The organism is Pseudomonas sp. R1-1 (genome assembly GCF_051132135.1).
Taxonomy (GTDB): domain Bacteria; phylum Pseudomonadota; class Gammaproteobacteria; order Pseudomonadales; family Pseudomonadaceae; genus Aquipseudomonas.
The window spans coordinates 4,083,931-4,106,919 of sequence record NZ_CP071663.1 but is presented as its reverse complement, the minus strand read 5'-3'; the positions used below and the strand labels follow the sequence as shown (position 1 = coordinate 4,106,919).

Genomic DNA, 22,989 nt, shown 5'->3' with positions numbered 1-22,989 from the left:
GGCTCACCTCTTGCTCTTGATCGCAGTGCCGAGCACTTGCAGGTAGGCGACGAGGGCGTCCATTTCGGTTTTGCCCTTGAGGCTGGCGACCGCGCCGCTGATGTCGTCGTCGGTGTACGGCACGCCGAGGGTGCGCATGGTTTTCAGCTTGGTCTCGGTGTGGCTGCTGTCGACCGCTTGGGTGACCAGCCACGGATAAGCCGGCATCTTCGATTCCGGTACGACGTTGCGCGGGTTGTACAAGTGCGCGCGGTGCCAGTCATCCGAGTAGCGCGCGCCGACCCGCGCCAGGTCCGGACCGGTACGTTTGGAGCCCCACAGGAACGGGTGGTCCCAGACGCTTTCACCGGCCACCGAGTAGTGCCCATAGCGTTCGGTTTCGGCGCGGAACGGGCGGATCATCTGCGAGTGGCAGCCGACGCAGCCTTCGCGGATATAGATGTCGCGCCCTTCCAGTTGCAGCGCGGTGTAGGGCTTCATGCCTTCCACCGGTTTGTTGGTGACGTCCTGGAAGAACAGCGGGACGATCTGGGTCAGGCCACCGATGCTTACGGCGAACACCATCAGCAGCATCAACAGGCCGACGTTCTTTTCAATCGTTTCGTGTTTCATGGCGGACTCCTCAGGCCATCTGCGCGGCAGCGACGACGTCGGCAGGCTGCGAGGCCCGCACGGTGCGCCAGGTGTTGTAAGCCATCAGCAACATGCCGCTCAGGAAAATCGCCCCGCCAATCAGCCGCACGACAAAGCCCGGATGGCTGGCCACCAGGGTTTCGACGAAGGAGTAAGTCAGCGTGCCGTCCTCGTTCACCGCACGCCACATCAGGCCTTGGGCGATGCCGTTGACCCACATCGAAGCGATGTACAGCACGGTGCCGATGGTCGCGAGCCAGAAGTGCGCGTTGATCAGACCGATGCTGTGCATCTGCGCTTTGCCGAAGATTTTCGGGATCATGTGGTACAGCGCGCCGATGGAAATCATCGCCACCCAGCCGAGGGCGCCGGCGTGAACGTGGCCGATGGTCCAGTCGGTGTAGTGGGAGAGGGCGTTGACAGTCTTGATCGCCATCATTGGCCCTTCGAAGGTCGACATGCCGTAGAACGCCAGCGACACCACGAGGAAACGCAGGATCGGGTCGCTGCGCAATTTATGCCAGGCGCCCGAGAGGGTCATCATGCCGTTGATCATGCCGCCCCAGCTCGGTGCCAGCAGAATCAGCGACATCACCATGCCCAGCGACTGCGCCCAGTCAGGCAGCGCGGTGTAGTGCAAGTGGTGCGGGCCGGCCCAGATGTACAGAGTGATCAATGCCCAGAAGTGCACGATCGACAGGCGATACGAATACACCGGACGCTCGGCTTGCTTCGGCACGAAGTAATACATCATGCCGAGGAAGCCGGCGGTGAGGAAAAAGCCCACGGCGTTGTGGCCGTACCACCACTGCACCATGGCGTCGGTCGCGCCGGCGTACAGCGAGTAGGACTTGGTGAAACTCACCGGCAATTCAAGGTTGTTGACGATGTGCAGAATCGCCACGGTGATGATGAATGCGCCGAAGAACCAGTTGCCGACATAAATGTGCCTGGTCTTGCGCTGCATGATCGTGCCGAAGAACACGATGGCGTAGGCGACCCAGACGATGGTGATCAAGATGTCAATCGGCCATTCCAGCTCGGCGTATTCCTTGGAACTGGTGTAACCCAGCGGCAGGCTGATCGCCGCCAGCAGGATCACCAGTTGCCAGCCCCAGAAGCAGAACGCGGCGATTTTCGGTGCAAACAGTTGCGTCTGACAGGTGCGTTGCACCGAGTAGAACGAACTGGCGAACAATGCACAGCCACCGAAAGCGAAGATCACCGCGTTGGTGTGCAGCGGGCGCAGGCGACCGAAACTGGTCCAGGGCAAATCGAAGTTGAGTTGCGGCCAGACCAATTGCGCCGCGAGAAAAACCCCGAGGCCCATGCCGACGATGCCCCACACCACCGTCATAATGGCGAATTGGCGGACCACCTTGTAGTTGTAGGCGGTACTGATAGAAGTGTTCATGGTTCCCCATCCACGGTTCAGCCGAAGTGAGCGCGCGCAAACTGCGCGAATCCTTCGCCTGGAGTTATAGGCAGACTAAAAGCGAGGCAAGCATGGACAAACAGCACAAGGCCAGTATTGACGGGGATCAATGGGCGCAGTGTGTGCGTGATCATGGGTGGCTGTGGGACGCCGCTGTGGGTGAGGCTTCGACGACGTTGATCCTGGCGCATGGGGCGGGGGCGCCGATGGACAGCGATTGGATGAACGACATGGCTGGGCGCCTTGCCGGGCTTGGGGTCAACGTGTTGCGGTTTGAGTTTCCTTATATGGCGCAGCGGCGGGTTGACGGTGTGAAGCGGCCGCCTAATCCTGCGGCGAAACTGTTGGAGTGCTGGCGGGAGGTGTTTGCGGTTGTTCGGCGCCAGGTCGCTGGGGTTTTGGCGGTTGGCGGGAAATCAATGGGCGGGCGGATGGCCAGTTTGCTGGCGGATGAGTTGGGTGGGGATGCGTTGGTGTGTCTGGGGTATCCGTTTTATGCGGCGGGGAAACCGGAGAAGCCGCGGGTTGAGCATTTGGCTTCTTTGCAGACTCGGACGCTGATTGTGCAAGGCGAACGGGATGCTCTCGGCAATCGGGACGCTGTCGAGGCTTACGACCTATCGCCAAGTATTGAGGTGTTTTGGTTGGCCTCCGGGGACCATGATTTGAAGCCGCTCAAGGCTTCTGGCTTTGCGCATTCGGATCATTTGGCGAGTGCTGCGCAGAAAGTGGCTGAATTTCTTCGTGACTGAATTTGAGCCGGGCCGAAATTTTGAACCGCATGAAGATCAGCCCCCTTTCCCCCTCGCCCCCTGTATGTACCGGACACATGGTGGACAGGTGTTCGGAGACATGGTGGACACTTTTTAATAGGCACATTGCTCATCATCAAGGAGATGACCTGTGTCCTGGCAAGAGGCATCCACCATGCAACTTCGTACAGAGTTTGTGCATTTAGCTCGGCAAGAAGGAGCGAATGTTCGGCAGCTTTGCCGTCGATTCAATATCAGCCCAAGTACTGCCTACAAATGGCTCAACAGGTTTGAAATATCAGGTGTAGAGGGGTTGCACGATCAGTCCCGTCGACCGAAAACATCACCGAAACGTTGTGCTGATGAGGTTGAGCAGCGGATTCTGACCATGAGTCAGCGATACGAGGCCTGGGGTGCCCGCAAGCTCAAGCGCGTGCTGGAAGATGAAGGCGCTGTGATGCCCTCTGTCAGCACTGTGCATGCGGTTTTGCAGCGTCATTCGCGTGTTGATCCAAAGGCTACCGAGATCAAACCATTTATCCGCTTTGAGCACGAAGCGCCTAACGATCTATGGCAGATCGACTTCAAGGGACATTTCAGTCTGAGCCACGGACGCTGCCATCCATTCACAATACTGGACGACCACTCACGCTTTTCGCTATGCATTGCCGCATGTGCCAATGAACAGCGCCAAACTGTACAAGACCATCTAATCCGGACGTTTCGACGCTACGGCCTGCCGTTGCGCATGACGATGGACAACGGCTCGCCATGGGGCGATCAGACTGGCGTTTATACTGCGCTGGAAGTCTGGCTGATGAGCCAGGGCATTAAGGTCGGTCACTCCCGGCCTTATCATCCTCAGACTCAGGGAAAACTGGAGCGCTTCCACCGCAGCCTGAAAAATGAAGTCCTGCAAGGCCGGTTTTTCACCGATCTCGACGACGCACAACGGGCGTTTGATACCTGGCGCGACATCTACAACCAAAAACGCCCTCATCAGGCGCTGGGCATGGCGGTGCCGGCGGCTCGTTACAGTGGCAGCCCAAGGGAATATCAGGAGCGACCGGCGGAACCGGAGTACAGCGACGCGGATGTGGTCAGGAAGGTACAGGTGGGAGGCGAAATCTTTTGGAGGAATCGGGAATACAAGATTGGAAAGGCTTTTTATGGCAGGTGCATAGCGATCAGGGAGACGACGGAGGACGGCATCCACGATGTCTACTGGAGTAGACATCGTGTCGCTCGAATCGACTTGAACTTGCAGGTCGTGACGGCAGGTAAGAAGATCTAAAACCGTCCACCATGTCTCCGAACATGTGTCCACCATGTCTCCGGTACATACACCCCCTTGGGGGGAGGGTTGGGGTGAGGGGGTTCGCTTTTGATCTTGCTTTTTGGGCGCATATCCGTTGCTGCGGTAACGGCTGCTTAGGGTTCCGCGCTTACGGCGGGTCACCTTTTCCAAACGCCAAAAAGGTAACCCCTAAACGCTAGCTCCTGCGTTCGGCCCTCGCAGGCTCGGGTCCCTTCGCTCCGGGATCGATCCGGGCGCTCAGCTTTCCAACGTCGCCGGTGGATCAAGATCAAAAGCAGGCGAGCTGACACTCGGCCTATTGAGTGGTGAGAAGCGGCTGGCTTTGGATCTGCAGTGGATTTGCCCCTCTCCCCAGCCCTCTCCCCTGGAGAGGGAGCCGATCTGCGTTGGCTTTGAAATTTGTGTACGACTCGGTATTTCAGGTCGGCGTAGGTTTCGCATCCACCACGGTCAGTTCCCTCTCCCTCTGGGAGAGGGCTAGGGTGAGGGACGATTTAACTGACAGGTTAAAAAACTGGAAGCTCTCTCGGTCCGGCATTCCCTGTGCATGAACATGATTTTTGAGCGTGTTTAAAGTACACAGGCCGTTACGCCATAACGGCTACAACTCCTTGCGCCGTTGCCTACGCGTACGCCAGAATCCGCCGGCTTACACGGCTATGGAGCGGGCTATATCGTTTGCCTGTCACTGCAAAACAGTGATCGGGTTTGGTAGCCCGCTTCAAATTGTCGTTGTCGCGACACCGTCGATGCTGTCTCTTTTTTTGAGGTGTGGCTTTGTATGGTGGGCATGCGTGGGGCTCCTCCGTGAGCGCCGGGTTACCCAATTTGACCGGTCTACCAACCCGCGCATGGCCGCCACCCGCCGTTTGGTAGCGAGGGTGATGGCTCCCATTTTCAAATTGGAGCTTTATCTATGTTCAAAATCACACCCAATCCACCCGTCATCGACCAGATCCCCCACGACCCAGCGCTTATCCCGCAAAAGATCAAAGAAGCCACTGATCGCGCCCTCGATTACTACCTCAAACCCGAAGACCTGGCGGCTGCGCCAAGCTCGCCGAAACACCGCCCGGTCTATCTCGTCGATCCGTCACTGGATGACGAAACCCTGCTGGTGGAGGCGAGCGCGTCACTTTCCTACGCTCATGCCATGGCCGGCAACATCGCCCACTCGATAGGCGGCCCGGAGCGTAAACCGCTGCTGGCGCTGCAACAGGTGATCATGCTGAACGAGCTGCTGGTCAATCGCCTGCTGGATAAGCTGAAGTTGCCTCAATAATTTCGCTGACTGTTATGGCCTCATCGCGAGCGGACCCGCTCCTACAAGGGATTGCTGTCGGGCACATAGTCTGTGACGTTCCGCAGTCCAAGGAGTGAGCTGCTCGCGATAGCGATCTGTCAGCCACTGAACGCCTTCTGTTGGCGCCGCAATGGCGCGACTATCTTGGTTGACAGAGATAATCAACTTTCAGGGGAGTCGGTTCGTTTCATTTTGAATGTTCCATTTGGCAATAAACGATATCCGTGTGATTTGAACAGTGCTCTGAACTCGCCGGTGACGTAGCCCGCTTTCCGGTCCAGTCTGAGGGTAAGTTCCGCGTCATCGGCATCGACAATTGTGACTCCCTCGAATCCCGGTGGAGCCGGTACTGAATGAAGATGACCGAAATGCAGACCTTGGCCGTCATTCAATTTATAGGTGTACTCCATCAAGTCTTCGTCGAGGTAAGGAACGCTTATCAGAAACGCAAAAAAATTTCCGTCCACCGGCTTCCCGGTCGAACCGGCAATGACCCAACTTTTTTCACCGGTTGGCGGAAAGACGCTGTAGTAAAACGAGCAGTCTTGAGCGTTGATGGGCTCTTTCCCGTAATTCCAATGAAAGTCATCGGAGGTACGCTTAATACTTCCTTCCTTCGGAAGGAAAATAGTCTTTATGCTCATGATGAAATCCTTCTCCGTATTTGACCAAACGCAGGTAAAGCACCGGACCCATTAGCGGGGTTTTATCTGGGGTCGTCTACTGTAAAACCTGACAGCTAGACAGCGTCATCCAAATGTGAATGCGTGGGCAGGTATTCTGTGATCCAACAAAAAAACCGGAAGCTCACGCCGTCCGGGTTTTTTAATTCCAGCCTTGATCAGCGATTAAATCGCTCATCAACGAATACTGCGTGTTGGCCGTCTTCGTCAGCTCTTCGCTCAGCGCCTGGTTATGCGCCTGTTCCGAGGTCTGGTTCGCCAGTAACGAGATGTCGCTGATGTTGCCGCTGATCTCTGCTGCCACGGCACCTTGCTCTTCGGTCGCGGCGGCGATCTGGGTGGTCATGTCGGTGATGTTGGCCACTGCTTCGCTGATGCCGACCAGTGCCTGATCCGCTTCCAGTACCCGTGCCACACCTTCTTCGGCCGGGCGATGCCCGGCTTCCATGGTTTGCACGGCGCTGGAGGCGGTCTGTTGCAGCTTGGCGATCAGCGTGAATCTGGCCGGTGGATTCGCTTGTGCGTTGCGCCAGTTGGCGCACTTCTTCAGCGACGACGTTACAGCGGGTAGTAAAAAGCCCTGAGCTTTCGCTTTCCGGGCTTTTGAAACTAAAAGATTGTTGCCTTTGGCAAATTCTAAAGTGATTGGGGCTATGGAAAGTTACGATGTTCTTAACCTGTGGCGATCACGCCGTCTGAGCTGTAAATCTCGCTTGCTTTCGGCCTTGGCCGATATGGCTGGCATCTAGGCCTACCTTGTAATAGGTAGCCTGCCAGTGATCACAAATTTATTGAACACTTTTTGCCCAGCACGCGCGGCTTGCCGAACATCAAGGAATGTCACTACATCGCGAACTTGCTGTGTTGCGGGTTTTTGGGTGGAGGTTGTATTCATGCTGGCCGGTCCGATAGCACTCATCGCGGGCGGGGAACACGCTGAGCGGCTAAGTGCCCTGAGGGTAATGTTCGCTCAGCTCTATTGCCACGCCGTATTTCTTTTTCAAACCAGCATCATGAGTGACAATTATTAAGCAAGGTATGTTGGCGGCAAGCCAATCAATGATTTTGTGAGCGGTTATCTCGTCAAGTGAAGAGGTCGGCTCGTCTAGTATTAACGTACGGTTATCTCTTAGAATCGCTCGGCCAATGGCAATTCGTTGTTTTTCTCCCCCGCTGAGTTCGCTGTTCGCGGCGCCTATCACGGTATTCAATAATTTTTCTGTTTCAGAGTCGTCTTTTGAAAATCCCAGAAGTTCAATAACCCATCTTAGCTTTTGCGAGGAGACAGTTTTTGCTCCATAAAGCAGGTTGTCTTTAAAGGTGCCAGCTATGAGTATAGGTTGCTGTGGTGCAACGGAAACCTCAGAGAGTATGAATTCGCTCATGGCCTCGTTTATCAAGTGTCCTCTATAATGTATCGCTCCAGTGTAGTTTTCTTCGAGACCTAAAAGCGTATTGATGAGTGTTGTTTTTCCTGCGCCAGAACTGCCTGATATAATATTTACACCTTGTTTGAATTGATAGTTGATTCTGGAAAATATAACGTTATTTTCCTTGGTAAGTGATAGGTCTCTAAGAACAAAGCCTTGTTCGGTGTGAGAGGTGTTCGGGTAATGCGAGATATAGGTTTCTTCTTCGATATATTTAACGCCGTCAGCCAGGGAGACGAGGTGTCCCTGAAGATTTATCAATGTTCCAGACATTAAATGTAATTGCATCGTGAACATTGTAATGTAGCCGGTGATCATGATGAAATCACCTGGGGTAAATGTTGAATTATAATTAATTCCTGCCAAGGTCAGAAAAAAAGCCAAAGCGACTCCAATTGCTAATCCTTGGGCGGCGATGCGAATGCCCATATGAAGATTGGCTTTTCTGATTGTCTTGACATAGTTGTCAAAAAAGTTTTTTCCTGCATGACGCTCCTTAAGTTGGGTACTATTGAGCCTTATGTCGTAAGTGCGGCCAAGTCTTTCGACTGTATAGCTGGATAGTTTGGCGTCTGCCTCATATAATTCTCGATGAATGCTGGAGCTTGACTTGGCGACGTAAATCGATATGCATATAAGTATTAAGGAGGAGAGGAGGAACAAGAATGCGTAGGCGGGGCCCATGATCGCGTACAGCACACTTATGGCGATGATAATTTCGACGATGATAGGAGTAATTGTCCAGAATACGCCTATGGTTATCATGCTGAAACTGCTGGCGGATCTGTTTATGTCGGCTACAATAAATCCTGGGTCCAGGTTTTTTTGTTTTTTATATGGATATTGAAAAATCCTGTTAATGATTGATTCGTAGATTGTAGTGTCGCATTTTGCAAGTATCCAGGCTGATAATATTCCACGTATATTCGAAAGAACCTGCGAAAGAGTCCATATGATCGAATAAGATGCTGCAAAAAACAGAAACCGGGTTTGCGTGCTATTTGATTCATGAATGGAGTTGGCAGCATTTCTCAATATAACCGGAAGAAGGGAGTTTAGGGCACTGCAGAGGAGAAATATGGCTGATATTCCGATAAAGCTGGCTGTGAACCAGCGATAGTTTTTTGATATGATTTTAAAAATCTTCATGTATTGGTGGAGCCAGTTCATTTTTGAGCAGCCTTATATTGTTAGTATTTTAGGGAGCTTGCGTGATAGGTGTGGATCATCGGTAATGACTTTTCCATTTATTTCAACCCAGGCGTGCGAAAGGAAATCATATAACTGAACGCCAATAAAGAAGTCACAGTCTTTATTGTTTCTCATGGCGTGTTTGAAAAGGCAGACAGAAGATTCGAGGCACTTGACCTTAAATGGCAATACAAGTGAAGCGATACGAATCCCTTGCGCATAGCTTTCAATACTTTCATGCCACGCTGATAAAGGGCTTCCTGATAGAGCTTTTTTTGAGGCTCTCATGCTAGCCAGGCAGGTTTCCAGGCCACCGAATGCGATTGTTAGCTTTAAATGCAGGAGATCCAGGCATGCCCGCATTGTCGGTAGCAATTTAAAGGGTTGACGAGGGTTTTGCCTTTTTATTCCCCACGTATAGTTATCAATACCTTCATAGTCATCATTCGCTTTTGTTAAAGGGGTAGCGTTGTCAATAGTATCGGTGATGATGTTTAGAGAGGTGAGTTCGTGTCGAATCTCGTTGTATTCAGTGCAGTCCTTGTCGCCGTTAGTCAGTGTCGTGGTTTGTGATTCGTTAAAAATCAAGTAGGTGTCGCGCTTTTCATCAAGCACAACAAGTTGATTGTCTATCAAGATGGCGTGTGCGTGGGGCTGAAAAGTAAAATCCATTTTGCCTTTTCTCTTTTAAAGGTTTTTAATTAATGAAGTGCATATGATGTTCAGCAGATTTTTTTCGACGCCTCCAAATCCCATTGCTGAGCGATTTATAGAGTTTTCTATGTTGGGCATGTTAATTATATTTTCTTGGTTCATCCAATTGCTGCGAAGCTTGCTTATGATGTCTTTTTGATGAAATGTTAATGCTTTTTGATAGGCGCCTGTTATATGCCCCTTGTCACGTCGAAGTAGTATGTCTGGATGTTTTTTTCTGAAGGCTCGCTTTAATGGTAGTCTGGTTTCACTTTCATCGAACATGCTGTATGGGTCTTGTGTAAGTGCATATTCAATGATTTTCTGGCTTGTGAATGGAAAAATTATGTTGCCGGACTTGTTAAGGGTCGAACTCATCGAATTCTGGAAAACGGCCTGTGCTATAGCTTGTACATGTTCCTCGGCTAGACTCTTGGATTTTTCAGCACCCCTTCGCGGCAAAAACTTCGTGTTGAAAAAATAACTTAACTGATCAGTCTCGTTATTTTGTAGTCGCCTGTTTTGAGTAAGGGTTTGGTAGAAGTTCGACCCTGTCAGTCTGGAGATTGTTGCAGCTATATTTAAACCCTTGAAAAATCTCTTTTTACTAATTGGATGTTGGAATGCAGCGGAGGGGACGGGGTCTAAAAACAAATGATCACCTCCATGCCCATCCAATACAATGAATTCGTCTCCTAGTTGGGAGAGGATAAAGTCTCTTTCTTTCTTGAATACTTGCTCTGAAGCCATGCTGGAGTTGATATGGAAATAATCAGTCGGACTCACTTCCTGGAAGAAGTCTTCTGGTTCGAGCTTGAACAATATGTGGTTTACTTGAAGTGTTTTGCATAAAGCGGTGGCTGTGTTTTTATCGTTGTTTGCACTACATTTTTCGTCGAACCAAGTGATGGCGGTAACGTGATCTTTCCCAGCGACTTCGATCGCTGCAAGTAGTAAACACGTTGAATCGACGCCTCCCGAGAAACGCACGACAAGCTTTTCATGTTTGTTTTTAATATGTTCTTTGGCGATGTAATCAATTATCAATTCAAAAGGGTCTTTATTTGCGACTAGATGTTGGTCTTGAAGGCGGGTGAGGTTGGTCTCAATGGTGCTGGTCTTTGATATGGTATCGTATGTGTAGGTATGGGAGGGTGGGAGCATTATGAACCCTGGCCAATAGGTCGGCATTAAGACAGGTTCGTCTCGGGTAAGTTGGTGAATTATTTGATACCTGTCCGGTTCTTTTTTGAATATTGATTGCTCGAAATTATCGCTCACAATTCTGCCGATACTATTGTCGATTATCATCAACTTGCAGGATGATAAGGGATTCACGTGCACTATTTTTTCTGCGGTGGGGTATTGTGGTGCTGAATTAGGGTTATGCGCTTGATAGCGCTTTCCTTCGTTGTTCATGGCCACTCCTTGGCTTTATGTGAGGTGGACGGATTATTCAGCGCCCGTAGGGGCGCTCAATAATGACGTTTGGGAGTTACCTCGGGCTTGGAATTCTAGGGCCGCCGCAATCTGGCCGAAAAATGAAGTATTTGCCTTCCAGGACGCAGCCTCCACCGTAGCCATTTATCGTTGGGGTCGCTTTGAACATCAAAGGGCGGCTTGTTTTATCGAGAGTGACGTACTTGTTTCTTTTTAACATGATCCAATCCTCTTCTAAGTTAAATGCCTGAATAAGCTGTGGATGATTGTTGAGAATTACGTGTTGAGTAACGGGGGTAGATATAAGAAACATTCTTTTGAATAGGCATTCCTTTAAAGAAACCTATTCTGCAAATCGTTTTGCGGATTTATGGAACAAGGTCACGATAGAGCCCATGCGCCAGGCGTACAAGCCAGCGGATTCTGTCGTTGATGTAGGTAATGGCGAGAGGGTCTGTAGGCTTCAGGTGGTGATGCGATGCGTGTTTTAAACGTATTTTGGGTGGATCTTAAACGCCTAGCGCGAAGTGACTTGATCGTCGAGATTCCTGCATGACCAGCGCCTGTTGCGAAAGCGGTCTGCCCTTTCATACAGGCAACAAAAAACCCGGAAGCTCACGCCGTCCGGGTTCTTCATTCCAGCCTTGCGATCAGCGGTTAAACCGCTCCACCAACGAGTACTGCGTATTCGCCGTCTTGGTCAGCTCTTCGCTCAGCAACGCCGAGTTATGCGCCTGTTCCGAGGTCTGGTCCGCCAGTTCCGAAATGTTGCTGATGTTGCGGCTGATTTCTTCAGCCACGGCACTTTGCTCTTCGGTCGCGGCGGCGATCTGGGTAGTCATGTCGGTGATGTTGGCCACTGCTTCGCTGATGCCGACCAGTGCCTGATCCGCTTCCAGCACCCGCGCCACGCCTTCTTCGGCCTGGCGGTGCCCGGCTTCCATGGTTTGCACGGCGCTGGAGGCGGTCTGCTGCAGCTTGGCGATCAGCGCATGAATCTGGCCGGTCGATTCGCTGGTGCGCTGCGCCAGTTGACGTACTTCGTCAGCCACCACGGCGAAGCCGCGACCCATCTCGCCGGCACGCGCCGCTTCGATCGCGGCGTTGAGGGCGAGCAGGTTGGTCTGGTCGGCGATGCCTTTGATCACGTCGACCACGCCGCCGATTTCGTCGCTGTCCTTGGCCAGTTGCGTCACGGTCAGGCCGGTTTCGCCGACGACCACCGACAGGCGCTGGATGGCTTCGCGGGTTTCGCCGGCGATGTCGCGGCCGCGGCCGGTGAGGCGGTTGGCTTCCTGGGTGGCGTCAGCGGTGCGTTGTACGTGGCTGGCGACTTCCTGGGTGGTGGCGGCCATCTGGTTGACGGCGGTGGCGACCTGTTCGGTTTCCACGCGCTGGCGTTCCAGGCCGGTCGAGCTGTTGTGCGCCAGGGCGTCGGACTGCTTGGCCTGATCGGTCAGGTGTTCGGCGGTGTCCTGCAGGCGGGTCAGGCAGGTTTTCAGGCGCGCTTCCTGGCTGAGGATCGACATCTCCAGACGCGCCTGTGCGCCACGGCTGTCGGTGTACATCTGCGCGATCAGCGGGTCGGAAGTGGTCTGTTCGGCCAGGCGCAGCAAGCGCTTGAGCCCGCGTTGCTGCCATTGCAGGCCCATCAGGCCCAGTGGCACCGACAGCGCGGCGGCGAGGGCGAAGCCCCACTGCGAGGTCAGGGTCGCGCCGATCATGAAGCTCAACTGGCTGACCAGAATGAACGGCAGCCAGTCCTGCAGGATCGGCAGCCATTTGTCCGTTGAAGGAATCGCCGACTTGCCCTGGTTGATGCGTTGGTAGAGCGCTTCGGCACGGCGGATCTGTTCGGCGGTGGGCTTGACGCGCACCGACTCGTAACCGATCACCTGGCTGCCATCAAACACCGGTGTGACGTAGGCGTTAACCCAATAGTGGTCACCGGATTTGCAGCGATTCTTGACAATGCCCATCCATGGCAAGCCTTGTTTCAGTGTGCCCCACATGTGCGAGAACACCGCCGACGGTACGTCAGGGTGACGGACCAGATTGTGCGGTGCACGGATCAGCTCCTCACGCGAAAACCCGCTGATTTCGACGAAAGCGTCGTTGCAGTAGGTGATCACGCCCTTGGCGTCGGTTGTGGAAATCAACCGTTGCTGTGCCGGAAAAGTCCGTTCGCGTTGTGTGATGGGCTGGTTATTACGCATGTTGTTCAATCCGCAAGGCTTTGAAAGGTTGTCGGCGCTGACAGGTTTTTATTGAAGTTTTTTTTCAGATTTAAGTACGGCGTCGCAAAACGGTGCTTGCGTCAATTGGCCAGCATCGGATACGCAATGACGATCCGCGGCTGGTTTTCTCGAAGGATTTTTACACGGGGCGGGGCGAGTGCATGAAGATGCGGCGATAACCGGGCACAGCCCCCAATCACGATCAACCGCGGTCCCCTGTAGGAGTGAGCCTGCTCGCGATGGCGGTATGTCAGCCACATTTAAATTGACTGACACACCGCCATCGCGAGCAGGCTCACTCCTACAGGGAATGGTGTTGGGCTGAAGGATCAGCGCAGGTTGAGCTTGGCCGCTGCGCGCTCGGTAATCTCTGTGCGCAACTTCAACGAAGGAGCAGCGCGCAGGCGGGCTTCATCGACGATCGCACTCGACGCGCTTTCGGGGCTGCCGGAGTTGAACGGCGGTGCCGGCGCATATTCCAGCTGCAACTGCACCAGTTGCGCCGTGTCCGCATCCACCAGTTCCGCCGCTAGCACCAAGGCAAAATCGATCCCCGCAGTGATTCCGCCACCGGTAAACAGATTGCCGTTCACCGCAATCGCGCCCAGTGTCGGCAGCAGGTCGTGATACGCCCAATGCGTGGTCGCGCGTTTGCCTTGCAGCAGGCCTGCCGCGCCGAGCACCAGCGAACCGGTGCAAACGGAGGTCACGTAACGTGCCTGCGCTGCCTGGCGTTTGATGAAATTCAAGGTTTGCTCATCTTCCATCAACGGCCCGACGCCGCCACCGCCGGGCACGCAGATCACGTCCAGATCCGGGCAATCCTCGAACGTAGTGGTCGGTTTCAGCAGCAGGCCGGTGCTGGCGGTGACCGGCATCAAATCCTTCCAGATCAGATGCACCTGCACCCCCGGCAGGGAGGCGAGTACGTCGTAAGGGCCGGTCAGGTCGAGTTGCTGAACCTGTGGAAACAACAGAAAACCGATCTGCAAAGTCATCGTGCTTACTCTCATGAAAAGGGCTGGACGGCTTCATTGTAGGCGCGTAGGTTCTGGCGCATACGCCAATTACCCCACGAATTACGCCAAAATGCCCAAAGCCATTCACGTCCTCGCTTTTGCCAACATGCAGATCCTCGACGTCACCGGGCCGTTGCAGGTGTTCGCCTCGGCGAACGATCTAGCTCGCCAGCGCGGAATGCCGGTGCCCTATGCGCCAACGGTGATTGCCAGCGGCGGCGGGGCGGTGATGTCGTCGGCGGGTTTGGCGGTGTTGGCCGAACCCTTGCCGAGCGAGCCCAGCGATACCATGATCATCGCCGGTGGTTGGGGCATTTATCCGGCTGCTGAGGATCTGCAACTGGTCGATTGGGTGCGCCAGCACGGTAATCAATGCCGGCGCGTGGCTTCGGTGTGTACCGGTGCCTTTCTCCTCGCCGCCAGCGGCTGGCTCGACGGTCGCCGCGTGGTAACCCACTGGACGCGCTGCGAGCAACTGGCGCAGCAGCACCCGAATCTGCGCGTCGAAGCCAACCCGATCTTCATCAATGACGGCCCCGTCTGGACCTCGGCGGGGGTCACCGCCGGCATCGATCTGGCCTTGGCGATGGTCGAGGAAGACCTTGGCCGAGATATCGCCCTCGACGTCGCACGGCATCTGGTGGTGTTTCTCAAGCGTCCCGGCGGGCAATCGCAATTCAGCGTGACGCTGTCGTTGCAGAATCAGGGCAACCGCTTTGATGAGTTGCACGCATGGATCGCCGAGAACCTCACCTGCGACCTCGGCATTGCGACCCTCGCCGAACAGGCCGGCATGAGCGAACGCAGCTTCGTGCGCCACTACCGCGCCGACACCGGCCAGACCCCGGCTCGCGCCATCGAACTGATCCGCGTCGAAACCGCGCGCCGGCTGCTCAGCGACATTGGCTTGCCGGTGAAACGCATCGCCGCCCATTGCGGATTTGGCAGTGAAGAAACGTTGCGCCGTAGTTTTCTGCGCGCCATTGGCGTCACGCCGCAGGCTTATCGCGAGCGGTTTTCGCTCAGCGCTGCAGCAGATCCAGCAACGCCTTGAGGATTTGCTGCGGCGCTTCCTCGGGGATGTTGTGGCCGACCCCGGCCAAAATCCGCCGCTCATAAAAGCCGCTGAAATGTTCGGCATCTTCATCAATAACCGCAGGCGGGCCGACGCCATCGTCGGCACCGCACAGTGAAACGGTCGGAACGCTGATCACCGGTCGTTTCGCAAGCGCCTCTTCCATCCACTCCAGTGCCGGGTCGCCCGAAGCATAGCCGAAGCGATGCCGGTAGGAATGAATCACCACTTCGATGAAATCAGGATTATCAAAAGCCGTAGCGGTCAGCGGATAGCGCTCCTCCCTTCGCGACCACGTCGGCGACCACAGCCGCCAGAGCAAGTGGCACAACTGCCGACGGTTTTGCCTCAGCCCCTCGGCGCCACGCGGTGTGTGGAAGTAGTACTGATACCAGAGCCGATGTTCGTCTTCGGGATCCAGCGGCTGGTTCGAGTGGGCGATGTCCTGCACGAGGTAGCCATCGCCGCTGACCAGCCCGCGCACGCGTGCGGGAAAAAGTGCCGCGACGATGCACGCCGCCCGACCGCCCCAGTCATAGCCGCCAAGCGTTGCCTGATCGATGCCCAGCGCGTCCATCAGATCAAGCAGATCCTGCGCGATCGCGGCTTGCTGGCCAGAACGCAGCGTTTGCGCACTGTTGAAGCGGGTCGGCCCATAGCCGCGCAAGTACGGCACGATGACGCGGTAGCCTTGAGCGGCAAGCGCCGGGGCGACTTCGTCGAAGGCGCGCGGCGAATACGGAAAGCCGTGGAGCAGAATCACCGGGTCGCCGTTTTCCGGGCCATGCTGTTCGTAGGCGATGGTCAGGGTTGAGGTCAGCACGGTCTCGATCATGATTAACCACTCCGTTTGAATCGCATTCAAAAACTCTGGACTCGCGATCAGACAGCCCGGCTCAACTCAACCGACGAGACGCCAGGCACTAAGCCTCGACTTCCGCCACCTGATTGAAATACTTCGCCCGCTCCGGGGTAAACGTCACCTTCATTTTCGTCCGTGTGCACGTCAGCGAACGCTCCTCGGCCAGATCAATGTCCAGATCCTCGCCGCGCAGCCCTTGCCACTGCGCCAGGTATTTCAGCGAGCCGTATTTTTCGTTTTTCTTCAGGCTACGACTGACGCCACCTTTCCAGCCGAGGACCGGCAGTTCGCCGGCCGCGCAGCGTTGAGCCAGATCGGGAAACCGGGCGGCGCGCTGGCGGCCGACTTCCCAGCATTTGATCAGGCCCTGGTCGGTGTCTTCCCAGAGCTGGCGGCGGGTCAGGCCCGTGCGAAGAGGGGAGTCGATGCTGCGCTGGATGTGTCGAGGCATTCTGCTTCCTTGAATTCGGGTTTTGTTGGACAGCTCCGCTGTGCCCGTTGCGCTGGATGTTAGGGGCGGATGTTTCGGCTGGCAACAAGGTATTTCGTGGTGTAAGTGCAAGTTACCGAGGCAGCGTTGCCGGCGATTTGTGAGTTTTCCTGCGTCGTGGTTTTACACAAACTGTCGACACAAGTAACCGCTGCGGGAGGCAGCGGTTACTTGTGGCTTTTGCAGGCGTTGATGGAGTGTAGGACGGACTTCGGCAAAACGCGTTTAACCTGCGATTTGTCTGACGGACTCTGGCGAATAATCGACTGGTTACGGCTGCCAGCTGCTCTTTTCTCCGCTCAATTTGCGATCGAGAAAGCTCGCCGCGCTGATCAACGCCAGGTGCGTCAGCGCTTGCGGCGTGTTGCCCAAATGCCGGCCGTGGCTGTCGAACTCTTCGGCGTACAGGCCCAGCGGGTTGGCGTAACGCAACAGTTGCTCGAACTCCAGATGGGCTTTTTCCACCTGTCCGGCGCGGGCCAGGCATTCGACGTACCAGAACGAGCACGCCGCGAAGGCGCCTTCGGTGCCGGTCAAGCCATCGATGTTGTTGTCGTCGTTGCGATAGCGATAAACCATGCCGTCGCGCACCAGGCTTTTCTCGATCGCTGTGAGGGTCGACAACCAGCGCGGGTCCTTGGCGCTGACAAAGCGCACCAGCGGCATCAGCAGCATCGAGCCGTCCAGGGCGGTGCTGCCCTTGTACTGCACGAAATGCCCGCGCTCTTCGTCCCAGAAGTTGTCCCAGATATCGGCGTAGATCGCCTGCCGGGTCTGATCCCATTGGGTGAAAGGCGCGGGCAGCGAGCGTTTCGACGCCAGACGAATAGCCCGATCCAGCGCGACCCAGCACATCAGCCGCGAGTGCAGAAAGTGGTGCTGCTCACCGCGCATTTCCCAAATGCCGACGTCTTTGGTCTGCCAGGTTTCACACACCTGACCGACCACTTCGCACACGTGTTTCCAGCCTTCGTGGGAAATCGCATCGCCGTATTTGTTGACCAGATACACGGCGTCCATCAGCTCACCGAAAATATCCAGCTGGATCTGGTCGTACGCCTGATTGCCGATGCGCACCGGTTGCGCGCCACCGTGTCCGGACAGGTGCGAGAGTTCGGTCTCGGGCAATTCCTGCTGGCCGTCAATGGCGTACAGAATGTTCAGCTTCATCGGTTTGCCGCAGCAATCGCTGACGCGCCCGCGCAGCCATTGCATGTAGTGGTTGGCCTCGTCGACGAAACCCAGGCGCATGAATGCGTACACGGTGAACGAGGCGTCGCGAATCCAAGTATAACGATAGTCCCAGTTGCGTTCGCCGCCGCGTGATTCCGGCAAGCCAAAAGTCGCGGCGGCGAGGATCGCGCCGTGGCGACGGGACGTCAGCAGCTTGAGCGCGAGGGCCGAGCGGTTGACCATTTCACGCCAGCGCCCGCGGTAGTTGGACTGGCCGATCCAGCCGCGCCAGAACTGCAAGGTGCGTTGCAGGCACAACTGCGCTGCGCCCTCCTGAAAGCGTGGATCGTCTTCGGCGCCGAGGATGAATTCGGCGCTTTGCTCGTGGCTCAGGGTGAAGGTGGCGACGGCCGCTTCAGTGTCGATGCTCAGTGGCTGATCGGCGGCCAGGCGCAGTGAGGGCTGGCCCTCGGCGCTGAACACCACGGTTTGTCCGTCCATATGCGCGCGGGTGTCGGCGCGGGCATAGTCGTGGCGCACGGCGCAGCGCATATGAAACGTCGCCTCACCGCTGACCACCCGCACCCGGCGCAGCAACACGGACAAGTCGTCCGGGTTGTCGGCCACCGGCAGCAGATCGGTGATTTCCACCACGGCGTGTTCGCTTAGCCAGCGGGTTTGCAGGACGTTGGTGTCGGGCAGGTAAATCTGCTCACGGCGCGCATCGGGCAGGTCCGGCGCGAGCTGGAAAATCCCCGCGTCGGGGGTGTCCAGCAATGCACAGAAAATCGATGGGCTGTCAAACTCCGGCCAGCAGAAAAAATCCACGCTGCCGCGATCGTTGATCAGCGCCGCGCTGCGCATGTCGCCGATGATGCCGTGGGCATCGATGGCGCTTTGTCGTTCCGGAATAGGCTCAGCCATTGCCGCGAAACTCCGGATAAAGACTCATGCCGCCGTCGATGAACAGGGTGGTGCCGACGATGTAGTCGGAGGCATCCGAGGCGAGAAACACCACGGCATTGGCGACATCTTCGACATCGCCAATTCGGCCGTAGGGAATCAGTTCGAGGAGTTTTTCTGCAGCGTCGTCGGCGGTGGCTTTGGCGTTGATCGCCGTGCGAATCGCCCCCGGCGCAATGCCGTTGATGCGAATGCGCTGATGGCTGACTTCTTGTGCAAGGGTCTGCATCAACTGGTCGACGCCACCCTTGGAGGCGGCGTAGTTGACGTGCCCGGCCCAGGGAATGCGCTGATGCACCGAACTCATGTGGATGATCTTGCCGGCGGCGCGCGACACGCCTTGGCGAATGCCCTGGCGATTGAAAATCCGCAGGGCGGCGCGGGCGCAGAGGAACTGGCCGGTGAGGTTGACCCCGATCACTTTGTTCCAGTCATCGAGCGTCAAGTCCACCGCCGGCGCATCCTTTTGCAGCCCGGAATTGGCCAGCAGAATGTCCAGCGCACCGAAGGCGTCGAGGGTTTCGCTGAACAGCCGTTCGACCTCGTCCTCCTTCGACACATCGGCGCCGATGGCCAGCGCCCGGCCGCCGTCGGCAATGATCTGCCGGGCCAGTTCTTCTGCAGGTTCGGCGTTGCTGTTGTAGTTGATGACCACCGCGGCGCCGGCTGCGGCGAGGGCTTTGGCACAGGCGTGGCCGATGCCGGAGCTGGCGCCGGTGACGATCGCGACTTGTCGGGCGAGGGAAATCTGCATGGAAAGTTGCGCCTTGAGTGAGGGCTTACCTAGCTGACTGGTGGTGTGGCGCCAGAGTTCATTTGGCGCAAAGGTCGAGGTGGTTTTGCTGGCGTCTTCGCGAGCAGGCTTGCTCCCACAGGGTTGGTGTACACCGCAAGTCCAAGGTGAGAGCGGCCTTTCACATTCCACCAACAATTGCGCGCTTCCCCCCTGCCGCGAGCCTATGGCAACGTGTCGGCCCTTGATGAGGCTGCAACCGATGGCAAACCCTTACCGCGAATTGTTCAATGCTCCCGGCGCGCGAAATTTTGTGCTGGCCGGAATGATCGCGCGCATGCCGATCTCCATGACCGGTATCGGCGTGATCACCATGCTTTCGCAACTCAAGGGCGGCTATGCGCTGGCTGGCGGCGTGGCGGCGACGTTTGCCCTGGCCACGGCGTTTTGCGCACCGCAGGTGTCGCGGCTGGTTGATCGTTTCGGTCAGGGGCGGATTCTGCCGTTGTCGGCGCTGATCGGTGGTGGGGCGCTGTTGCTGTTGCTGCTGTGTACGCGGTTGCAGGCGCCGAGCTGGACGTTGTTCGTGTTTGCCGCACTGGCCGGCTGCATGCCGAGCATGTCGGCGATGGTGCGGGCGCGCTGGACCGAAATCTATCGCGGTCAGCCGCAATTGCAGACCGCCTATGCGCTGGAGTCGGTGCTCGATGAGGTGTGTTTTATCGTCGGTCCGCCGTTGTCGGTGGGCTTGTGCGTGGCGGTGTTTCCCGAAGCCGGGCCGCTGGCAGCGTTGCTGGCCCTGGCAATCGGCGTGACCGCATTCGTCGCCCAGCGCAGCACCGAGCCGCCGGTACATCCGCATGGGTCTGACCATCACGGCTCGATCATCGCCTCGACTGACGTGCAACTGCTGCTGGCGCTGATGATCGCCATGGGCGTTATCGTCGGCGTGGTCGATGTGGTCAGCGTCGCGTTCGCGCAACACCAGGGGCAACCGGCGGCGGCGAGCATCGTGTTGTCGGTGTATGCGATCGGCTCGTGTCTGGCGGGGATCGCCTTCGGCGCGATGCGTTCGAAACTGCCATTGCCGCGTTTGTTTTTGTACGGCGGGGTGGCGACGGCGGTGACGACTCTGCCGCTGTTGCTGGCGAGCAATATTGTCAGCTTGTCGGTGGCAATGTTCGTTGCCGGGTTGTTCTTTTCGCCGACACTGATCGTGGCGATGGCCCTGATCGAGCGCATCGTGCCGCCGGCCAAATTGACCGAAGGCCTGACCTGGCTGGTCACCGGCTTGAGTATCGGTGTAGCGATCGGCGCGGCGGGCTCCGGCGCGTTGGTCGATGCGTTTGGTGCGCGCAGCGGTTTCTGGCTGGCGATTGCCGCGGGGGCGGTGGTGCTCGGCGCTGCGGTGCAGAGTTTCCGCCATTTGAAATAGATCAGCTTCTGTAGGAGTGAGCCTGCTCGCGATAGCGGTGTGTCAGTCAATATGATTTTGAATGATGGACCGCTATCGCGAGCAGGCTCACTCCTACAGGGGGCTTGTTACCAGCCCCGGCCCGAATTGACCCAGAAATTCACCGACAGCGAGGTCGACACCGACTCCACCTGATGGAACCAGCCCTCCGGCAGAAACAGCAGATCCCCGGCCTCCAGCGTCACCCGCAAAAACGGCACGTCGCGCGCGGCGGGGAAGCGCTGGTAATCCGGCGCATCGGGATTGAAATCACACCCATCCAGTCCGCCTTTCGGTGCCGTCGACCACGTGCCCAGCGCTTGGCGATGATGCGGCGCAGCGAGGGTGAAGGTCTTTTGCCCCCAGACCTGCGCGAACAGATTATCGGTGTCGTCACGGTGCAGCGGGGTCAGCGTGCCTTTGGGGCCGATCCAGATGCGTGGCGGGATGAACTGCGCGGCATCGAAGTAGGGCGGGTACTTGATCTGCTGCAGCAGTTGCGCCGGCAGAATGTTGTTGCCCATGTAGGCGGGTGGCTCGCCATCTGCACGTTTCACTGCCGGTTGGTCCAGCGAGGCGATGAATTCGGCCATTGAGGTCGAACGAAAATCCCGCTCGGTGGAGAAGGTCTTCTTCACATAATCACCGTGGCGGGTGATGCCCTGCAGCTCGGCGAAATGCACCAGCGATTGTTCCCGGCTGAGCTTGAACAGCGGCCAGTCGTGCAGGGCATTGCTGATCACCAGCGGAATGCCGTTGGGCAGGTAGCGGCTTTTGAATTCGGCAACCGACAGATCGCTGTGCGCAATGCGTTCGACGTTGCGTTGCGTCGGCAGCCCAGCGGTGAGTTTTTCGCTGAGGCGCGGCGGCGTCGGGTAACGCTTGTTCATGTCGACCTTTTCCGCCACCGCGCCGCCGTGCATCGCATGTTCGATGATTTGCGGCAGCAGCGTCGCCAGGCCCATGTTGCCGCCGATCTTCAGGCGGCCGCTGGCAAACAGTTCTTCGACGTTGGCCATACCGCCCATGATCCCGAGAAAGTCCTTTTCCGCGACTTCGATGGTCACGTCCGGGCTGGCGTGGCGGCCTGCCTCGGTGCGGCTGCTGGCCTTGACCTCGGACCAGTAGGCCTGCTGCGGACCGAACACGAATTGAAACACGCCTTCGATGCCGACAGCGCCGGCATTGGCGAACAGTTTGCCGAGAATGCTCTGCAGGTCCACGGTGATCCCTCGTTATTGGTTTTGGCCTGAACAGTTAACGAGCACCCGTTTGGCCAATTTACTGGTCGACGACTAATTTGCCCACCAGCGCATCCGTTTCTCTCTACAGATGAATTTTTCGAGGGAAGCGTGGTGACTCAGTTGACCCTGCTGTGCCTGCCGTACTCCGGTGCCAGTGCCATGGTCTACAGCCGCTGGCGGCCAAAACTGCCGCAGTGGCTGCACTTGCAACCGGTCGAGCTGCCGGGGCGCGGCGCGCGGTTTGGCGAACCGCTGCACACCGATATGCGTGTGCTGGCGATGCAACTTGCCAGAGAGTTGCGGCCGACACTGCATGCGCCCTATGCGCTGTTCGGCCATAGTCTCGGCGCCTTGCTGGCCTGTGAAATGGCCCATGCCTTGCGCGCGCTGGGCTGCCCGGAACCGGTGGCGCTGTTCGCATCGGGCACGGCAGCGCCGACCCTGCGTGCCGATTACGATCGCGGCTTTGCCGAACCGAAAACCGATGCCGAGCTGATCGAGCAACTGCGCACACTCAATGGCACCCGCGAAGAAGTGCTCGCCAATGAAGAACTGATGAGCCTGACCCTGCCGATCCTGCGCGCCGATTTCCAGTTATGCGGCAAATTCGAGCCGCTGCAGCGCCCGCTGCTCAATTGCCCGGTGCACGTGCTCGGCGGCAAGGCCGACCGCGCCACCACCGAGCAGTTGATCGGCTGGAGCCAGGAAACCCACGGCAGCTTCTCGGTGGACATGCTGGCCGGCGGGCACTTCTTCATCCACGAACACGAAGCCAAAGTGCTCAAGGTGATCAAGGACCAACTGGAAAGGCATCACCGCCGCCACGCCATCGCCGCCACAGCCTGACCAACACCAGGCTCGC

Annotated in this window: 19 protein-coding genes and 1 pseudogene; 6 read left to right on the top strand and 14 right to left on the bottom strand. The window is 56.7% G+C overall.

Annotated elements, in window-relative coordinates; all coding sequences use genetic code 11:
* Nucleotides 1-3: 3 nt before the first annotated feature.
* Both ccoO and ccoN read right to left on the bottom strand, forming a co-directional pair.
* Nucleotides 4-612: a cytochrome-c oxidase, cbb3-type subunit II gene (gene ccoO, locus J3P75_RS18275; RefSeq protein WP_090282591.1), complete on the bottom strand. Its 609-nt coding sequence runs from the start codon at nucleotides 610-612 to the stop codon at nucleotides 4-6.
* Nucleotides 613-622: 10 nt separating this feature from the next.
* On the bottom strand, nucleotides 623-2,047 hold the full coding sequence (gene ccoN / locus J3P75_RS18270) for a cytochrome-c oxidase, cbb3-type subunit I (RefSeq protein WP_434707715.1): 1,425 nt from the start codon (nucleotides 2,045-2,047) through the stop codon (nucleotides 623-625).
* Between the two features lie 92 nt (nucleotides 2,048-2,139).
* Between ccoN and J3P75_RS18265 the strand changes: the two genes are divergently transcribed.
* The 3 genes from J3P75_RS18265 (at nucleotide 2,140) to J3P75_RS18255 (ending at nucleotide 5,420) form a co-directional block, all read left to right on the top strand.
* The gene (locus J3P75_RS18265; RefSeq protein WP_434707714.1) at nucleotides 2,140-2,820 is read left to right on the top strand and encodes an alpha/beta family hydrolase; all 681 of its coding nucleotides are present in this window, start codon (nucleotides 2,140-2,142) and stop codon (nucleotides 2,818-2,820) included.
* Nucleotides 2,821-2,971: 151 nt separating this feature from the next.
* Nucleotides 2,972-4,114, top strand: a complete 1,143-nt coding sequence (locus J3P75_RS18260) for an IS481 family transposase (RefSeq protein ID WP_434707542.1) — start codon at nucleotides 2,972-2,974, stop codon at nucleotides 4,112-4,114.
* A 940-nt stretch (nucleotides 4,115-5,054) separates the two neighbouring features.
* A complete protein-coding gene (locus tag J3P75_RS18255) occupies nucleotides 5,055-5,420 on the top strand; it encodes a DUF6124 family protein (protein WP_434707713.1) in 366 nt (121 codons plus the stop codon).
* Between the two features lie 182 nt (nucleotides 5,421-5,602).
* On the opposite strand, the gene J3P75_RS18250 is transcribed toward J3P75_RS18255, so the two are convergent.
* The 7 genes and pseudogenes from J3P75_RS18250 to inhA form a co-directional block, all read right to left on the bottom strand.
* On the bottom strand, nucleotides 5,603-6,085 hold the full coding sequence (locus J3P75_RS18250; RefSeq protein ID WP_434707712.1) for a hypothetical protein: 483 nt from the start codon (nucleotides 6,083-6,085) through the stop codon (nucleotides 5,603-5,605).
* Between the two features lie 197 nt (nucleotides 6,086-6,282).
* A pseudogene (locus J3P75_RS18245) lies at nucleotides 6,283-6,681 on the bottom strand (methyl-accepting chemotaxis protein); the annotation flags it as partial.
* Between the two features lie 387 nt (nucleotides 6,682-7,068).
* A complete protein-coding gene (locus J3P75_RS18240; protein WP_434707711.1) occupies nucleotides 7,069-8,724 on the bottom strand; it encodes an ATP-binding cassette domain-containing protein in 1,656 nt (551 codons plus the stop codon).
* A gap of 12 nt (nucleotides 8,725-8,736) precedes the next feature.
* Nucleotides 8,737-9,417, bottom strand: coding sequence for a lasso peptide biosynthesis B2 protein (locus J3P75_RS18235; protein WP_434707710.1), 681 nt, complete (start codon nucleotides 9,415-9,417; stop codon nucleotides 8,737-8,739).
* Nucleotides 9,418-9,432: 15 nt separating this feature from the next.
* Nucleotides 9,433-10,857, bottom strand: a complete 1,425-nt coding sequence (locus J3P75_RS18230) for an asparagine synthase-related protein (RefSeq protein WP_434707709.1) — start codon at nucleotides 10,855-10,857, stop codon at nucleotides 9,433-9,435.
* A gap of 671 nt (nucleotides 10,858-11,528) precedes the next feature.
* Nucleotides 11,529-13,094: a methyl-accepting chemotaxis protein gene (locus tag J3P75_RS18225; RefSeq protein WP_090282598.1), complete on the bottom strand. Its 1,566-nt coding sequence runs from the start codon at nucleotides 13,092-13,094 to the stop codon at nucleotides 11,529-11,531.
* A gap of 350 nt (nucleotides 13,095-13,444) precedes the next feature.
* On the bottom strand, nucleotides 13,445-14,113 hold the full coding sequence (gene inhA / locus J3P75_RS18220; protein WP_434707708.1) for an isonitrile hydratase: 669 nt from the start codon (nucleotides 14,111-14,113) through the stop codon (nucleotides 13,445-13,447).
* A 91-nt stretch (nucleotides 14,114-14,204) separates the two neighbouring features.
* On the opposite strand from inhA, the gene J3P75_RS18215 reads away from it, so the two are divergent.
* The gene (locus J3P75_RS18215; protein WP_434707707.1) at nucleotides 14,205-15,188 is read left to right on the top strand and encodes a GlxA family transcriptional regulator; all 984 of its coding nucleotides are present in this window, start codon (nucleotides 14,205-14,207) and stop codon (nucleotides 15,186-15,188) included.
* On the opposite strand, the gene J3P75_RS18210 is transcribed toward J3P75_RS18215, so the two are convergent.
* The 4 genes from J3P75_RS18210 to J3P75_RS18195 all read right to left on the bottom strand — a co-directional run bounded on the left by J3P75_RS18210 (nucleotide 15,157) and on the right by J3P75_RS18195 (nucleotide 19,451).
* Complete coding sequence (locus J3P75_RS18210; RefSeq protein WP_434707706.1) at nucleotides 15,157-16,044, bottom strand: alpha/beta fold hydrolase; 888 nt, start codon at nucleotides 16,042-16,044, stop codon at nucleotides 15,157-15,159. The two genes, J3P75_RS18215 and J3P75_RS18210, sit on opposite strands and share 32 nt — an antisense overlap.
* Before the next feature lie 88 nt (nucleotides 16,045-16,132).
* Nucleotides 16,133-16,522 (bottom strand): hypothetical protein, encoded by a 390-nt coding sequence (locus J3P75_RS18205; RefSeq protein WP_434707705.1) that lies wholly within the window; start codon nucleotides 16,520-16,522, stop codon nucleotides 16,133-16,135.
* 309 nt (nucleotides 16,523-16,831) lie between these two features.
* Nucleotides 16,832-18,658, bottom strand: coding sequence for a glycoside hydrolase family 15 protein (locus J3P75_RS18200; RefSeq protein ID WP_434707704.1), 1,827 nt, complete (start codon nucleotides 18,656-18,658; stop codon nucleotides 16,832-16,834).
* Nucleotides 18,651-19,451, bottom strand: a complete 801-nt coding sequence (locus J3P75_RS18195; protein ID WP_434707703.1) for a glucose 1-dehydrogenase — start codon at nucleotides 19,449-19,451, stop codon at nucleotides 18,651-18,653. Before J3P75_RS18195 ends, J3P75_RS18200 begins: the two co-directional genes overlap by 8 nt.
* 241 nt (nucleotides 19,452-19,692) lie before the next feature.
* Here J3P75_RS18195 and J3P75_RS18190 point away from each other — a divergent pair, with 241 nt between their 5' ends.
* Nucleotides 19,693-20,865 carry an MFS transporter gene (locus J3P75_RS18190; RefSeq protein ID WP_434707702.1) on the top strand — a complete coding sequence of 391 codons (1,173 nt, stop codon included), beginning with the start codon at nucleotides 19,693-19,695 and terminating at the stop codon, nucleotides 20,863-20,865.
* Between the two features lie 107 nt (nucleotides 20,866-20,972).
* On the opposite strand, the gene J3P75_RS18185 is transcribed toward J3P75_RS18190, so the two are convergent.
* On the bottom strand, nucleotides 20,973-22,106 hold the full coding sequence (locus J3P75_RS18185; protein WP_434707701.1) for a cupin-like domain-containing protein: 1,134 nt from the start codon (nucleotides 22,104-22,106) through the stop codon (nucleotides 20,973-20,975).
* A gap of 129 nt (nucleotides 22,107-22,235) precedes the next feature.
* Here J3P75_RS18185 and J3P75_RS18180 point away from each other — a divergent pair, with 129 nt between their 5' ends.
* Nucleotides 22,236-22,973: a thioesterase II family protein gene (locus J3P75_RS18180; RefSeq protein WP_434707700.1), complete on the top strand. Its 738-nt coding sequence runs from the start codon at nucleotides 22,236-22,238 to the stop codon at nucleotides 22,971-22,973.
* Nucleotides 22,974-22,989 lie beyond the last annotated feature (16 nt).

Coding starts and splice junctions, on each gene's coding strand:
- ccoO (WP_090282591.1), bottom strand. CDS start 612: ATGAAACACGAAACGATTGAAAAGAACGTCGGCCTGTTGATGCTGCTG.
- J3P75_RS18235 (WP_434707710.1), bottom strand. CDS start 9,417: ATGGATTTTACTTTTCAGCCCCACGCACACGCCATCTTGATAGACAAT.
- ccoN (WP_434707715.1), bottom strand. CDS start 2,047: ATGAACACTTCTATCAGTACCGCCTACAACTACAAGGTGGTCCGCCAA.
- J3P75_RS18230 (WP_434707709.1), bottom strand. CDS start 10,857: ATGAACAACGAAGGAAAGCGCTATCAAGCGCATAACCCTAATTCAGCA.
- J3P75_RS18190 (WP_434707702.1), top strand. CDS start 19,693: ATGGCAAACCCTTACCGCGAATTGTTCAATGCTCCCGGCGCGCGAAAT.
- J3P75_RS18265 (WP_434707714.1), top strand. CDS start 2,140: ATGGACAAACAGCACAAGGCCAGTATTGACGGGGATCAATGGGCGCAG.
- J3P75_RS18240 (WP_434707711.1), bottom strand. CDS start 8,724: ATGAACTGGCTCCACCAATACATGAAGATTTTTAAAATCATATCAAAA.
- J3P75_RS18210 (WP_434707706.1), bottom strand. CDS start 16,044: ATGATCGAGACCGTGCTGACCTCAACCCTGACCATCGCCTACGAACAG.
- J3P75_RS18250 (WP_434707712.1), bottom strand. CDS start 6,085: ATGAGCATAAAGACTATTTTCCTTCCGAAGGAAGGAAGTATTAAGCGT.
- J3P75_RS18200 (WP_434707704.1), bottom strand. CDS start 18,658: ATGGCTGAGCCTATTCCGGAACGACAAAGCGCCATCGATGCCCACGGC.
- J3P75_RS18195 (WP_434707703.1), bottom strand. CDS start 19,451: ATGCAGATTTCCCTCGCCCGACAAGTCGCGATCGTCACCGGCGCCAGC.
- inhA (WP_434707708.1), bottom strand. CDS start 14,113: ATGACTTTGCAGATCGGTTTTCTGTTGTTTCCACAGGTTCAGCAACTC.
- J3P75_RS18255 (WP_434707713.1), top strand. CDS start 5,055: ATGTTCAAAATCACACCCAATCCACCCGTCATCGACCAGATCCCCCAC.
- J3P75_RS18225 (WP_090282598.1), bottom strand. CDS start 13,094: ATGCGTAATAACCAGCCCATCACACAACGCGAACGGACTTTTCCGGCA.
- J3P75_RS18215 (WP_434707707.1), top strand. CDS start 14,205: ATGCCCAAAGCCATTCACGTCCTCGCTTTTGCCAACATGCAGATCCTC.
- J3P75_RS18205 (WP_434707705.1), bottom strand. CDS start 16,522: ATGCCTCGACACATCCAGCGCAGCATCGACTCCCCTCTTCGCACGGGC.